General features: G+C 38.7%; 13 protein-coding genes and 2 tRNA genes. All 15 read right to left on the bottom strand.

All coding sequences use genetic code 11. The features are described from left to right. Positions 1 to 220 precede the first annotated feature (220 nt). A tRNA-Ser gene (locus DWW33_RS09680) sits at positions 221 to 310 on the bottom strand. Between the two features lie 29 nt (positions 311 to 339). Further along, positions 340 to 425, bottom strand: a tRNA-Ser gene (locus tag DWW33_RS09675). A 311-nt stretch (positions 426 to 736) separates the two neighbouring features. After that, positions 737 to 1,780 (bottom strand): IS30 family transposase, encoded by a 1,044-nt coding sequence (locus DWW33_RS09670; protein ID WP_118639397.1) that lies wholly within the window; start codon positions 1,778 to 1,780, stop codon positions 737 to 739. A 120-nt stretch (positions 1,781 to 1,900) separates the two neighbouring features. After that, positions 1,901 to 2,176, bottom strand: coding sequence for a hypothetical protein (locus DWW33_RS09665; RefSeq protein ID WP_118639396.1), 276 nt, complete (start codon positions 2,174 to 2,176; stop codon positions 1,901 to 1,903). A 126-nt stretch (positions 2,177 to 2,302) separates the two neighbouring features. Then, complete coding sequence (locus DWW33_RS09660; RefSeq protein WP_118639395.1) at positions 2,303 to 2,932, bottom strand: hypothetical protein; 630 nt, start codon at positions 2,930 to 2,932, stop codon at positions 2,303 to 2,305. Between the two features lie 102 nt (positions 2,933 to 3,034). Beyond that, on the bottom strand, positions 3,035 to 5,341 hold the full coding sequence (locus tag DWW33_RS09655) for a VirD4-like conjugal transfer protein, CD1115 family (protein WP_118639394.1): 2,307 nt from the start codon (positions 5,339 to 5,341) through the stop codon (positions 3,035 to 3,037). A gap of 12 nt (positions 5,342 to 5,353) precedes the next feature. After that, positions 5,354 to 6,730 (bottom strand): hypothetical protein, encoded by a 1,377-nt coding sequence (locus DWW33_RS09650; protein WP_118639393.1) that lies wholly within the window; start codon positions 6,728 to 6,730, stop codon positions 5,354 to 5,356. Continuing rightward, positions 6,720 to 7,586 carry a hypothetical protein gene (locus tag DWW33_RS09645; RefSeq protein WP_118639392.1) on the bottom strand — a complete coding sequence of 289 codons (867 nt, stop codon included), beginning with the start codon at positions 7,584 to 7,586 and terminating at the stop codon, positions 6,720 to 6,722. Before DWW33_RS09645 ends, DWW33_RS09650 begins: the two co-directional genes overlap by 11 nt. A 13-nt stretch (positions 7,587 to 7,599) precedes the next feature. Next, positions 7,600 to 9,522, bottom strand: a complete 1,923-nt coding sequence (locus DWW33_RS09640; protein WP_118639391.1) for a septation protein SpoVG family protein — start codon at positions 9,520 to 9,522, stop codon at positions 7,600 to 7,602. Between the two features lie 88 nt (positions 9,523 to 9,610). Continuing rightward, positions 9,611 to 10,336, bottom strand: coding sequence for a hypothetical protein (locus DWW33_RS09635; RefSeq protein WP_147404716.1), 726 nt, complete (start codon positions 10,334 to 10,336; stop codon positions 9,611 to 9,613). 54 nt (positions 10,337 to 10,390) lie between these two features. Then, positions 10,391 to 10,588, bottom strand: a complete 198-nt coding sequence (locus DWW33_RS09630) for a hypothetical protein (protein WP_118639389.1) — start codon at positions 10,586 to 10,588, stop codon at positions 10,391 to 10,393. An 11-nt stretch (positions 10,589 to 10,599) separates the two neighbouring features. Continuing rightward, entirely contained in the window at positions 10,600 to 11,385 is a 786-nt protein-coding gene (locus DWW33_RS09625; RefSeq protein ID WP_158577475.1) for an antirestriction protein ArdA, read from the bottom strand. Between the two features lie 20 nt (positions 11,386 to 11,405). After that, positions 11,406 to 12,224, bottom strand: coding sequence for a hypothetical protein (locus DWW33_RS09620; protein WP_243088627.1), 819 nt, complete (start codon positions 12,222 to 12,224; stop codon positions 11,406 to 11,408). A 100-nt stretch (positions 12,225 to 12,324) separates the two neighbouring features. Further along, on the bottom strand, positions 12,325 to 12,657 hold the full coding sequence (locus DWW33_RS09615) for an LPD11 domain-containing protein (protein WP_243088625.1): 333 nt from the start codon (positions 12,655 to 12,657) through the stop codon (positions 12,325 to 12,327). Between the two features lie 163 nt (positions 12,658 to 12,820). After that, a complete protein-coding gene (locus DWW33_RS09610) occupies positions 12,821 to 14,569 on the bottom strand; it encodes an InlB B-repeat-containing protein (RefSeq protein WP_118639387.1) in 1,749 nt (582 codons plus the stop codon). Positions 14,570 to 14,597: the final 28 nt, after the last annotated feature.

The raw sequence follows: 14,597 nt of genomic DNA, 5'->3' as shown, positions 1-14,597 counted from the left end.
GATTACGTTTTTCTCAAAATCTTTCAAGGTTATTTCACTGTTCAGTTATCAAGGTTCTTGACCAGTTCTGTGAGCTCTTTTGCTTTGCTCTCACCGGTCAGCTTGTTTATATTATCACAGGACTCTTTCTTTGTCAACAACTTTTTTTACTTTTTTTGACTTGTTTTTTACAGTCGTAAAATCCATTGTCGAACGTCCGTATAATCATCTCACAAGCGAGCGGAGAAGGAGGGATTTGAACCCTCGCGCCGCTGTTAACGACCTGCACCCTTTCCAGGGGTGTCCCTTCGGCCAGCTTGGGTACTTCTCCGAATTAGTTTCCAATTATTAAGTTGGAAGCGGAGAGAGTGGGATTCGAACCCACGCGCCCTTGCGGACAAACGGTTTTCAAGACCGCCTCGTTATGACCACTTCGATATCTCTCCATATTGATACGCTTCAAATCAGCGCAAAAATGATTCTATCATCAAATAGATAGCATGTCAACAATTATTTTCATTTTTTCAAAATTTTATAAAATGCAACCTTTTTCTTTATATTTTTTGAATTTGTGCAAAATATACAATAAAAATGTAGTTACATCATTGATTTTTAATATACTTTTCCATTTATCCCAGTTTTTCTGTATAAAAACACAAATAACTCTGCATTGCATGACATCTGAATATTCCATTTCACCAACGAAAAAAAGACTGCCTACCCGCCAGTCTTCAAAAAATATTCAATTACACTTTGCTTATATCAATAGACGCATTTCTTCAGTAAATAGCTCACCGGAGGTAGCATATTCAAAGGTCTTTCGTGGGTATTGGTTCACCCAATCTTCAATACACTGAACTTCTTCCTCCGTCATATTTTCAAAGGACGTTCCTTTTGGTGCCTGTCTTCGAACCATCCTGTTTGTATTCTCATTTGTTCCACGTTCCCAACTGCAATATGGATGACAATAATATACTTTCGTTCTATTACCTCCATATACCGACCGCTCAATGCCGCTACAATCTGAAAACTCTGTACCATTATCTACCGTAATTGTTTTAAACACTTTTCTAAAAAGGTCTTTTCCCCATCTTCTTTCTAGCATATCCAGTGAATCAACCACTGCTCTAGCAGACTTATCCCTTTGCAGAAATACATATTCCCGTCTGGTCTTTCTTTCTGTTAATGTAAGCAATGTCTTTTTCGAATTGCCTCTTCGACCAACTACACTATCCATTTCCCAATGTCCAAACTCTTTCCGGAAATTAATTCTTTTCGGTCGTTCCTCAATACTTGTTCCTCTTTCCAGTCGTTTCTGAATATGAACTTTCTTATATGTGCGTTTCTTCTTTCCTTTTATTGGAAGGTCTTTATTTGTCAGACTTAAAAAGATACCTTTATCAATATAGTTATAAACTGTTTTTTCACAAATACTGACTTTAAATTTTTTATCCATGCCAGTCCGCCTCATCTCACCAATAAGCGCACCAGGACTATAATGTTCTTCTACTATTTTTTGTTCAATATAATTTGCAAGCTCAATATCATTTCCTATCTTAAGCTGCGTTCCTCGTACTTTCAGGTTCTCTTCAAATTTTCTTTGAGCCATATCTGCACTATATCTTTTCACATGGGTAAGCTCCGTAGTAAGATGGTCATATGTTCCTCTCTTCAATTCATTATAAATCGTGACCCTGCTTACATGCATGATTCTGGCTATTTCTGATTTATTTGTATGAAACTTTAGAAGTTCTTCCAATTGAACCCTGTCCCGCCATTTCAGCTGTCTAAAACCTTTCATAATCACGCCTCCCTCTTTTGTATAAATAGAATATCTTTTTCAATTAAATAGTAGTCTACCAATCTGCTTTTGTCAAATTCCTTTTAACAAATGCAAATTAATAGACTACTGTAAAGTATTCTAATATAAGATTGAATTTTCTTTTTCTAATAGCGGAAGCAGTTCACCCATTGCCATTATCTTAAAATATACGCCATGTTCTTTCTCTATGTCTCTCAATACCGGCTCTTCGTCCAAATAATTGTAATTAATGTATATAACAACACCTTCCGTATTTAGGCACCATGCCCTGACTCTTTTTCCGAAGCCGTATTGCTTTATATCTTCTTTAAGCTTTACTATCAAATCCTCTGCATCAAATTGTACGATTACTCCATCCGGTCTTATAAGTGACATCCTACTTCCCCTTTCTTTTTATTTTATAGCCATATATTACTACATCAACAGTGTGCTGCCAAGACACAAAAAAAAGATGCATCAGCTATTACACTAATGCACCTTTTATTATTTCTTCCTATTTCATTATAACTTTGGTCCTCTTGGTTTTACACGCTTTGTAACTTTATTAACCGGCTGTTTTGTCTGTTCTTTTATTGGCTGCGCCTGCACTGCCGGTTCCTCTTTTATCTGCCGGATAAAACGAAATCCGTTCGCCTTGATAGATTTCTTTCCACCCTCTGGAAGGTAAAACCAGTTTCCTCGAACCTCGCCAATTGCTGTCTGCTCTGTAGCCTTTGGATGTGCTCTTGTTCCACCCCAGACAAGATATGCACATTCCCACATTTCAGGTGAATCCTCTTTCTTTTCCTGCTTTTTCAACATTTTTTCTTCCTCGGTAAGTTCCAGCAGCTTCTGGACACTTTCCAAATCTACCATTTCATTCACCGTATCAAAATCTATAGCATAAAAATCAGTGCTATTATAAAACTTCGATGTATGATGGTATGCTGTCTTATATAGAAATGACTCTCTCAATACTGGCAAAGACACTTTATTCAGCTTTTCCATGTCTATATTTATATTATTCTCTTTGGCATAAATACGAATTTCTTGTAATATCTCTCCCTTGCTCCATTTGCTTAATGGTTTTTCTCCATTATCGTATGCATCAACTGCATTATTACTCATCCTAAATCCACTATATCCTGCCATATTTCTGCTCCTTTCCTTTGCTCATACAAAAAAGAGTGTTTTTAAAGCTCCCGCTCTAAAAACACTCTTTCTCCATGTACCGGAATTCGGTACATTTACAAATTAACCTGTAGCCTGTTTTTTGTTGTCCTTATTCATTAAAATATAAGCTCTGCGTCTTACTTCCATTTCATCCACTGGAAGACGCAATATTTCTTTTATTTGTGTTTCATTCAAGTCACTGGCAAGGTCAATACATATTTCTTCCTGCTCAATCTGACTTAAATCGTTCCAATGTTCAGATAAGATTTCTCTTAATGAACAATCCATATTCCAACCGGTTTTATCCGATTTCTCTTCTACTGGCTTTGGAAGGATGATTTCTCCACCATCAACATCCTGCAGAACAGATAGTCCTTTCAGGTCTTCCATTTTGCGTTTTTCTGCTTCAATTGTCTGCATGAATATCTGCTGCACTTCTTCGACGCTACATTTTCTTCGATTCCAATTCAAATAAAGCAGTTCTGTTTCATCAATGTTACAGGTAAGAATACGAGGGTCATTCTTCGCCGCTTCCTGAAACGATTCAATATCTTCCTGTTTTGTTACTACCTGCAGGCGTTTTTCCTGTTCCACAGTAATATATCGGAAATGAATCGGGTCATACACCGTATGCACCGGATGTTCATATTCACCTAACCCCAGTGCTTCTGAATAACGTTTTTTCAGAAAATCTGTTGCAACAAAGCCATAATCCGGCTTATCAAAAGGGATAGCTTTTCTGTCATAGACCGGTGGTCTACTCTCTATGAAAACAATACACTCTGTTGGTGGCATTCTCTTTACCTGCTCTGGCGTCATTAACTTGATTTCTGCCCTATGGAAATCAAGTCCACTGTTTCCATTTGCCCCCAGGTGGACATTATCAGACCTGCTATCAACCGTTGAAGTACTTAATAAATTTGAAATCCATTCATGTGTCGATTTTGCCGCCGGACCAGAACCCAGATAAACAACTGTTGCAAGGTTATCCATCATAGTTTCCCATTTGTTTTCCTTGTACAAGGTCTGCAGCTGTGCAATAGACTGTAACATTATAATCATAGATATATTTCTACTACGAACAACTCCAAGCAGCACATCTGTATTTGCAGGGCGTGCTCCGGCGTAAAACTCATCCATCCATACTTCTACTGGCACAGGAAGTGGTCCGTGTATTTCATTGTCAGAAAGACGTGTTAATATATCAAACATCTGGGTATAAAAGACAGATACAATCCAGTTGTAAACCTGAATATTGTCTGGAATAACAAGGAATAGCATCACCGGTTTTTCCGGATTACCACCTACTCCTGTTCCAAGTTCCCGAATATCAATATCATTTCCGCTAAAGATTCGTTTTACCTCTGCTGTCTCACAGATGGAGAACATACCATTTAACATAAGAATAACTGAATTTACGGTATCCGGTGCACCATCTTTTAACTTCCGGTAGTCACGAACAGGTGGATATTCATCTCCATATTTAGCAGCAAGTTTATCCATTTCATCTTGCAATGCAGAACGTTCATTACCATCCTTATCCACATATCTCCGAGACTCCATGCGACATAATTCCATTACATCATTCATCGTTCCAACTTTTCCGTTTTCTCTTGATTTCAGCCAGACATGTTCATATAATGCCTGGGCGTACAGTTTTACTGCATCATCCCAGAATGGGTCAGCGCAAGAGGTCTCTTTTTGCGGTCTACAGACCTCATGGATTGCATCCCTGATTCTAAGGATATCCTCTTCGTTTTCAATATACTGAAACGGATTATAGCGGTCTGATTTATCCGGCTCTTTAAAGTTCAGGGAACAAATCTTATAACCCATTTTAATAAATTTGTTTCCAAGCTTTCTCTGCGTATCACCTTTTACGTCCAATACTACCTTTGATCCATACCCCTGCAGCAGATTTTGATGCATAATGGATGTAGTCTTAAAAGAACCCGAAGAACCTATAATCATCATATTATTGTTGGAGATACCCCCACGACAACTGATTCGAAGTGATTCTGATAATATCCTGTTACAAATTTCTTCTTTATCAGAAAGTTCCTTTGTAATGACTTCCGGTTCAACCCAGTTTGCATCACCATGCTCCATCTCGCTTTGAAAGTTGCGATAATAATACATAAAGTATGAAAGAAGCATAAACCAAAGTATGAAAAATGCCCCCATTACTGCAGGCGTTTTCTCGTTCCAATTGGAAAGAGGATGCATAAAACAGTAAAGGAGGCTATCCTGCAGATTGTTTAACTTCACATTTGGTATATTATATAAGCCGGACACAAAATAGCCGACTATCAGGAATATGACCAGTAAAGCAAAGTACAGACCATAAGGAGTCTTCTTTTTTATATAACGTGTTCCATAAGAAGCCATACAAGCCCCCCTTTATGGTTTTATTTTTGGTAAAGGACCACCTTTTCCAGCAATATCCTTTGCCATATCCGGTGAAAGTTTGATATCTGGTTTGATATCTGGGCTTATCTCCGGCTTCATCATTTCTTCTACTTTCCGGAAGCCACGCTTAACTGGGTCATATGCATTCATGACATCATCAAATGATAATTCCTTTACTTCACCTTTTGCCGAAGCAACCATACTTCCTTTGTTTTTCGGAATAAAAGCAATAAAGGTCTTTCCCTCATCTGTCTTAAAAACCTGACTTTTTGGCAATATGAGTGTCATTTGTTTTTCGCCATATGTTCCTGGTATTCTGGATATAAAGAAACCCTGCTTTGATAAGACCTTCTCACGTTCCGAAAGAACCACATTCTCGACCAAAGTATCATTGTTAATGGTTATTTTCTTATAATTGTTATCCTGGGATAACCGGATAAATTCTTCCGAATTTTCCTTTCCTATTGCAGGAATACCAGGTATTTCTTTTTCATTTTGTTCAAACTGCATATTGGCTTCCTGGAATTTCGGGTCAGCAGCGCCAATATATTCCTCTTCACCAAGAGTTCCGGTATTCATATAAGAGTTTTCGTCCATTTCATATATTTCGCCCGGCTGTTCTCCATTTCTAAGCTGCTTTTCTTTCCACATTTTAAACCACATCTCCAATTTATTTCGGTCCGTGTTTGGAATAACGAGCTGACTGTTGTTATCTCCAACCTTAAGGTCTGGGAGAACTGCATAATTAATACCAAGCGTGTCAAAATCTGGAAGCACCTCTTTTAACTCTTCACCTTCAAATGGAACATTAAAAATTGAGTAATTGCCCTCTGTGAAGTTTTTAATATCTTCCAGTTCCTTTTCGCCTCCGGATAATTCACTGGTTAGATGATTGATAAACCAGTTTTTAAATAAAGGCTCTGAATCTGCAGATACTGCTATCTGAATGGTTCTTTCGGATCCATTTAGTTTTGGCAGCACACAATGCTTCACATCTAGCTTCTTTAGCTGTTCTATCTCCGGCAGTTTTTCTTTTAATTCCTTCTTTTCCTTTTCTAAGGTTCTTCTTTTTATTGGATTTTTCTCTTGCTGCAGATGCAGTTCGATTTCATTCAAACGCATCATATACTGTGCACGGTCTTCCGAAAGTGGGATATTATAAATCTGATATTTTCCCTCAGTCATCTGTGCAAATGACTTAATATTGTCTGCATAAGATGCTGCTATTAACCCTTTCTTCACCATACGCATAATAAATACAACAAGCAGCATAGACATTCTGGCCGACAGCATGATTGCAGATGAAATTCCACCAGACGTATTTCTCACATTCATGAGAACCTGTTCAAATTCTCTATCATTCTCCATCCTTTTTGTCCTCTCTTTCTTCCATCATCTTTAAGCGTTTCATTACCTCAACCGGTAACTTGGGAGAAGCATATTTTCGTATCTGCTCTGGTGTATCTCCATCTTCCAGGCAATCTAAAAGGAAGGATAACTGCTCATCTGTATATCCTTCCTCTAAAAGACTTTCAACGTATTTATGAATGCTTTCTGTACGGGATTTCAATAGTGTAGAAAAAGTTTTATGTATTTTGGCTTTCCACTTCTTCACACCCTGCTCTTTTTCCGTAACAACGTTTGTACCGGATTCCGGTACAGCCAGTTGCTCTTTTTCGTTTTCCGATGATACCTGCTCCTTTTTCTTTATAATTTCCTTTACTGGTTCTACAGGTTGTTCTACAGCATCCTTTACTGGCTCTTCTTCCGGAAACATAGCAGCTATACTTGGAACCTTTTCTGTAATAGCATCCATCTTTTCTTTCATATCCTGCATTTCATGTCTTACCAACGCTGCAGCTTTTCGAATTTCCTTTAGTTCCTCTTCATATCCCTTTGTAGCACGTTCCTCTACACATTTCTGTCTGATAAAACGTAGCATAACTTCCGGATTATCCTTATCCAGCGTTTCAAGGGCTTTTTCCTCCGATACCCCATCACAGGAACATAAGTACAGTTCTTTTAATACCTCAAGCTTACCCTTTGCCTTTTCCGCCATTTCTTTATATGCCGGAGATATCCAGGATGCACATTTGAATAATGCCCCCAGATACTGTTCTCCCAGAGATGCATTCGACTTTGCCACTGCTTTTTTCTTTACCGTTGCCTGCTCCGGCTTTTTTGTACCGGATTCCGGTACACTGCCATTCTGTTCTTCTGTCATTTAGAACCCTCCCTTACATTTTTGGTGCTTTTAATTTCTGCTTTTCAATTACTATTGATGGATCAAATGTTATCGTATCCTGATGAGTAAGCTGCATCCAGTCACTTTTCATTTCATCATAGTTAGAAGCAGCCCTTTTGGAGCTGATAGTCTTTTTTTCTGCAAGTGTCCGGATTGCCTTTGCATCACCATTTTCATAAATAACCGCCTCAATCAACTGTCTTTTACTGTCAACAGATGCTGCTGTCTGTTCCGGTGCATATCCATTGTGGAACCGGACTGATATTTTATTCTTCCCATCTTCAAAAGAAACTTCCTGAAAAGCAAGCGTATTATAATTTCGGCTGAAATTCTTTGAACCCAAAGTAAGCTTTGCATGTGAAATAGCAGCCAACATACTCTCATTATCACTGGAAAGATACGCTGATAAAAACTCTTTTACCGCTGCTTCATTTATCATCTTTTCTTCTGCATCTTCCTGTATTGCCACATCTTCCTTTACTTCTGTCTGACCTGTCTCTTTCTGTCCGGTTACCTCCTCCTTATCAACAGCCACATTGATTTCTTGCTGTGTACCGGATTCCGGTACATTCTGTTCTTTTTCCTGTTCCGTTTCTTCCACTGTCTTTACTTCTTCCGCTGATTCCGGCTCCTCATCAATAGATTCTTCTATTTCTTCTTTCATTTCAGACTTCGGCTCTCCTGCAGGTTGCTGCTGTGAATTTAATACCGGCTCAATATCTGGTGCTATATTCTGATGTGTCAATGTCTGCCAGGAACGAACTGCTTCCTTATAACTTGCTTCTGCGTCCTCTAAATTATGGGAAGATAATTTAATCACAGGAAGCATACCAGGTTTCTTACCCTTTTCCTTAAGTACAACTGTTATCTCCTGGCGTATATCTGTCCCCTCTTTTATTTCACGGTCTTTCTCATAGGTATTATCAAATATAAGAAGAATACTGGTCTTTTCATTGATTGAGTATTCTGCCTGCTCCATTATCAGAATATCATCGGTTTTCTCCGATGATATAATTCTTGGTGCTCCTCTTAATTCTGCTAATAATGCTAATACCTCTTCCTTGTTACGTTCTGCAAATGCAGCCACAAATCCATCTTCCCAAGAAAGGACCGGTTCCTCTTTTATCTCTTCCGCTGCATCCTGCTCATTTGCATTTTCCGATTCTGTTACTGTCTCGCTTTCCTGCTTTGAAACAAGCTCTTTTTCTGTACCGGATTCCGGTACATCTGGATTCTCTGTCTGCTTCTCACGTTTCACTTCCTCCACTGAAATCTCTGGTCTCTTCTGTTCCACTTCCAGGTTTTCCTCTTTTGTCTCTTTTTCCGCCAGCTCTGGATGAAGCTGCAGTTCCATTTGCTTTTTATATGCTTCCAGTATCTTCCCAGATAACTCATCTCGCATTGCCTCCGATGTTCCATACACCGTATCATGATAGCTGCCTTCTGAAAAATACTGTGGCATTTCAACAAACAAACCATTTTTCCCTTCTTTTATAAGAATGCTCTGTATCCTAATACCACCTTCCAACTTTATAGATGCAATTCCTTTGATTTTTACCTGCCGGTTTTTTGTATCTTCTGGAAGCAATGTTATTTTGGTTTCTAAGATGGATACTTGTTCAAAAGATTTAAGTGCCTGTTTCAATACTGTTTTTAATACAACATCTTCAATTTCTTCCCTTGTTTCCTTATTCTCGAAAGAAATAATGTTGGAATATCCTTTCACTCCTTTACGCTGTGGCATGGATACAAACATCTTTTCTTCCTGCGTTTCCTTATCTATATAAGTTCGAACAAAAACAGGAAACTTGATGCAGTTTTCTACTTCCACCCATCCTTTAGCAATTGTCCTGCTCTTTTCACTTTTGCTCATCATGGCATCTCTGTCGATTTTCATAGTAACATCAATATCCATATATCTTCTCCCTTCCAAAAAAGGTACCTTTACTGCCAATAAGCAATAAAGATACCTTTATCATTTGTACCGGATTCCGGTACATCTTTTATAATTTAGGACTCTTCATCTTCTGATGATGTGTCTGGACTGGTCTTTTCGGTTCAATCTTGTTTTCATAATCCATAAACTGCTCTTTTATTTCAGTTAATGAATATTTCTGCAAATCAAGTTTTTCAGCTTCCAGATATCCATTTTCACAAACTGTAATTCCTTTTGCCGCTGCAATGGCTCCGCCTATTGTTTCCAACGACATAAAATCGATCATCTTTTCCGTTCTACATGGAATCGTATTTATATCCCGCCACATTTCTTTATAATTTTCATATAAATATGTCCTTCCAAATTTTCCATTCGCTGATGTTCCCCTTGTAATACCTGCATCTGGATCACTTGTATACTCATGATATGGAATATCCTCTTTCTGAACCAGTAAATTCAGCAAATTCTCCGGAGAATTTATATCATCCCTGTGTTCCATTGCATATGATTCCACTCGCTCGTTCTTAAGTTCTTCCGACTTACTTAGCAAGACATTCAAGCCTTCCATTCCTGAAAATGTTTTATCTGTAACATACCACAAGTCTGTTTCTATAAGCATGTCTTCATCATTTTCAATTTTCCCATTCAAAAATGGAAGTCTGACTTTTGTGTTTTCATTAATCCCATATTCTTTCAGCTGTTCCTGCAGGCTGTCTTCATCCTGCGGAAGTTCAATCGATATATACTCTTTTGTATCTACCACTTCAATTACAACATTATATTTATCTGTCAATGTTTCTCCCTTCTGTACCGAAATCCGGTACACTAATCTCTTGAAATCTATGTATTACAATTTTGGTGCCTTCAGTTCTTCGCTCTTTTTAAGCACAACTGGCTCTTTTTCCTGTTCCACCTGTTCTGCTTCTTCAATAGCCATTTCCCGTTCTAACTGATTAATTCGTGCCTGCATATTCTTTATCTCTTCTAAGAGAAGAGCCAGTTCATCTTTTAATTTTTTAATGGCACGTTCATGTTTCTGCATCATACTTTCACCCCCTATAACCGTGGCTGCCTAAGTGCCGGTTCCGGATGCGTACGCAACAGCTGTTCTTTCTGTTCCTTTTCCACATTCACAGTTTTTTCAACTTCCGCATTCTGTACCGGTTCCATCTCATCCAGTTCCTCTTCAATTTCTTCCATTTTATAATAATCGGTATTAACACTTTTCTCATTTGAAATATAATATCCGCCATCACAACATCCAAATCCCTCCATGATGGCATCCCTTCCAATTGCTTCTACATCAATATATTGTGAAATATCAACCTCATTAACAGTGATTCCTTTCAGTTGCTCTTTAATGTCATAAGCTTCTACCAGCTCATACCCTATTTTTCCCTCATCCGATAATCGCTTCATTACATCCGGATTATCACTTCCCTTAAATGAAAAGGTATGATATGGTATTTCGGACTCCTGCATATAGAGATTTGCCAGCTGTTTTAGTGAAACATCATTATCCTGACTAAGATAAGCTTCTACTGCTGGATGCTGCTCTGAACCAATCAGTTTTGCAATTACATTCAGTTCGGAAATACTACTGTATTCTGAAAATATATTATTAAGATAGGTGCAATCATCCCTGAAATCATAATCAGCAATAAAGATTTCATGTGCTCCATTCTTTGAAATATCATTTATTGCCTTTTGCAGATTTTCTTTGCTCTGTGGAAAGTCTATCCAACGTCCTTCCGTCTTTCCTTCTGTATACGCATGTAAATTACCCACCCATGCCGAAAACGGTGCTTTTGTTACTGCTTCCTTTGTTTCTGTTATCTCCATTGTCATTTCCTCCTTATCTTTTATAATTTAGGTGCTTTCTGTTCCTGATGCAGTATCTTATCCTGTGGTCGCATATCCTTCATCTGTGCGCCTTCTATTACTTTTACAATATCCGCAGCCAATTGCTCCGGCTTCTTATCAAACCTAAGCATACTGCCCTGCCAGGTACCTCTTGTATGATTAATACCATTTAAAAGCTTGATTCCTTTTGCTGGTGGCTCCCAGAGTATAAGATTATGTGTGTAATCATCCAAAAGAAAATCTGTTGTCCGGATTCCACCAGGAACATATGCCAGCTTACTATCCCCACAAGGTGGATAGATACGATGCTCCGCATCAATCTCCGGCAAATATTTATTAAGCCATGCATCTTTTTCCGCTTTCGCATATTTGCTATCACTTAATACTGCAGACAATATATACACTTCCTTCTCCGGATGATTATTTATGATATTTCTGATTGCTTCCACTACATTTTCATTTGGTGGAAGGTTGTAAAAATACCCCTTTTTATATAATTTTTCCAGTGTATCAACAGTCTGAAATTTTGCCAGTGTTCCATCCATATCAATAAACAGCCTTGGCTCTTCAATATTCCGTAACCCAAACGAATTTATCTGAACAAGCCGCTCCTTTAATATATCAATGTCTTTACTGTCTGCTGCGAACTGAATCAACTCTGCTTCTGCAGCATGGTCTTCACCAAGCTGCCCGATAAGTCTGGTCAGACGCTTGATTGCAAGGCGAAACGTCACCTGCTCCGCTGTACGTTCTTTTTCCACATTGGCTACCCGCTGATTTACCTCTGATATAACCTCCATAATATCCTGCTCCGTCATTCCTTCTCCTTTCCCATCGCAAGAACCTGCTACAAGCATTCTTAACAATGATTGGCAATAAAAAATGTACCGGATTTCGGTACATCATCATGTTAACACATTATATTTTTGGACCTTTCTGTTCCAATTTCTTTTTTACCGCTGTTTTATTCTCCATCTCCGGTGTCAGGTTTTTAGTAAGTGCCTTCATTTCCTTTTCATATGTTTCAATTTCTTCCATACTGAGCCATTCGGGTTTTCCCTCATCCGGAAAACTGTTATATATTTTTTTCATGTCTTCAATATGTTCTTCCACATTTCCTGCCCATAAATGTTTCTCATGTGGATGCTGTAAATAATATTTACAGTCCTGATCCATTCTGGCAAGGAGATCATACTTATACTCAATCCCATGCATATTATCACAAACTTCATCAATAAAATTATTACCCATAATCATCCTTTCCGTACCGGATTACGGTACAATTGTTATTTTGTTGTAAAAAAAAAGAAATTCCATCTACAGCTCATTAAGCTGTATTTGGAATTTCCTTTTCTTTCTGATTATATAATACCATATCTGCTTTTTGATATATAGTCCTCTTTAGTCCTCTCTACTATTCAGCCTGGTATTTGATGTTAATGTTAAATGATGCTTTCCAGGAACCTGCACTAAACCTTTCTGTTGTAACTGTTCCAGTTATCTGATGCCTATCCGCTGTGAGTGTATTGGCTGATAACTGTATGTTTCCATTAATTACCTGCTCCTTATTCTCCTGGATAAACTGTAGTGTTTCCGGCACCTCTATGGTAACTATTCCACCAGTATTATCTGATGTAATAACAAAAGATGTATCGCTTTCACCGGCAATCAAGCATAATGGCACCGTAACTGTCACATCAGACATTGTACTTGTTGCCGTAATCGTAACATTTCCGGCGGGCATTGTAAAATTATATGGATTGCTGATGCCTGAAGATGCTGTAACACTATTGATTTTGTATCCTGCCTTTGGTGTAATTGCAACTGAAACAGCAGCACCATAATAATATGTGCCGGCTCCGGATGCAGCAGCTATTCCATTATCCGTATTTACCGTTACCGAATATTTGTTCCGGCTATAGTAATAATTAACAGATGTGCCACCTTTTTGGATTGTAACGGTCTGAGTCTTTGGTGCAGTGAATCCGGTATACTTTTTTACCGCTGGTGTTGTACTGCTTCCAATTGAACCGGATACACTTTCTGTTGCTGCAAGTGTATAACCATTGCCGGATACATTCTGCTTGTAATGGTTTACTGTTACCGTTGCTTTCCCAATTTCCTTCCAGTGAGCATATACTGTCAAATCATTTATCCAGTAGCAATTCATTCCAGCTGTAATAGCTTCGTTATTGCCAGTATACCATCCTTCAAATATATATCCATCCCTGGTCGGAGTTGGAAGTGAAGCAGTATTATGCACTGTTGGTGTTGTTCCAACCGGCATACCATAAGATGTCAGCATACTTGCAGTGCTGCAGCTTCCACCATTTGCATTAAAATACATGGTAGCATAGTTTCCCCAACGATTCTCTGCTCTTCCTGTCTGTGCATAATGCTGATAGTAAGTTGGATAATTATTACCAAACGCAGCAGATAAGTCACCATACAGCGTCTTGTATTGTGCCGGGTGAAAGATATAAGATGTCCGCCTGCCTTCTGCCATTCCGTACTGGAGCCAGTGTGCCCAGGCTTCTGCATCTGTCATGCCTGCCAAGTCCGGGTTCAGTTCTTTATACTGTGCACAGTTAAAGAATACATTGGTGTAGGAAGTATTATATTTGGCAATGACAAGACCGGAAGATGTAGGACCATTATTCGGCGAACCATTGGCATTAAAGTAACATGCAGAGCCATAAGTATCATACCACCCATCCATAAGCCACCACCAGTTACTCGGTGAATTAAGATTTTCTGTAGGACTGGCAGTCTTCCAGTGAACACCTCCCTCTCCGCTTGCTGTTCCGGTAAAATATCTGTTATCCGGATATCCAAGACATATCTTAAGGTCACCCGCAAGGTACGTCTTTTTCACCAATACACTATCCAGCATATTTATCTGCTGTAGTTGTTCCGTTTTTTCCTGTTCACGTTCTGTGTCTGTTTCCACAATCATAGTTTCATGTTCAGATTCAGTTTCTGTTTCCTCTTCTGTTACTGCATCCTGCTCTGTTTCCGTTTCGTTCTCCACCTTATTTTCTACTTCCACTTCAACTTCACCATTCTGCATCATGTCCGGATATACTTCTTCTGCTGAGGCAGATATCATGCCAATGCACAAGATTAAGATTAAGAGTAAGGCTGTAAATCTTTTTACTTTCAAAACGGTCTCCTTTCTCCAAAAGCGGAAC

The sequence above is a fragment of the Roseburia sp. AF15-21 genome (assembly GCF_003479505.1).
Lineage (GTDB): Bacteria > Bacillota > Clostridia > Lachnospirales > Lachnospiraceae > Roseburia_C > Roseburia_C amylophila.
This window is presented reverse-complemented; position numbering and strand designations above follow the sequence as displayed.

Coding starts and splice junctions, on each gene's coding strand:
- DWW33_RS09670 (WP_118639397.1), bottom strand. CDS start 1,780: ATGAAAGGTTTTAGACAGCTGAAATGGCGGGACAGGGTTCAATTGGAA.
- DWW33_RS09665 (WP_118639396.1), bottom strand. CDS start 2,176: ATGTCACTTATAAGACCGGATGGAGTAATCGTACAATTTGATGCAGAG.
- DWW33_RS09660 (WP_118639395.1), bottom strand. CDS start 2,932: ATGGCAGGATATAGTGGATTTAGGATGAGTAATAATGCAGTTGATGCA.
- DWW33_RS09655 (WP_118639394.1), bottom strand. CDS start 5,341: ATGGCTTCTTATGGAACACGTTATATAAAAAAGAAGACTCCTTATGGT.
- DWW33_RS09650 (WP_118639393.1), bottom strand. CDS start 6,730: ATGGAGAATGATAGAGAATTTGAACAGGTTCTCATGAATGTGAGAAAT.
- DWW33_RS09645 (WP_118639392.1), bottom strand. CDS start 7,586: ATGACAGAAGAACAGAATGGCAGTGTACCGGAATCCGGTACAAAAAAG.
- DWW33_RS09640 (WP_118639391.1), bottom strand. CDS start 9,522: ATGGATATTGATGTTACTATGAAAATCGACAGAGATGCCATGATGAGC.
- DWW33_RS09630 (WP_118639389.1), bottom strand. CDS start 10,588: ATGATGCAGAAACATGAACGTGCCATTAAAAAATTAAAAGATGAACTG.
- DWW33_RS09625 (WP_158577475.1), bottom strand. CDS start 11,385: ATGGAGATAACAGAAACAAAGGAAGCAGTAACAAAAGCACCGTTTTCG.
- DWW33_RS09620 (WP_243088627.1), bottom strand. CDS start 12,224: ATGACGGAGCAGGATATTATGGAGGTTATATCAGAGGTAAATCAGCGG.
- DWW33_RS09615 (WP_243088625.1), bottom strand. CDS start 12,657: ATGGGTAATAATTTTATTGATGAAGTTTGTGATAATATGCATGGGATT.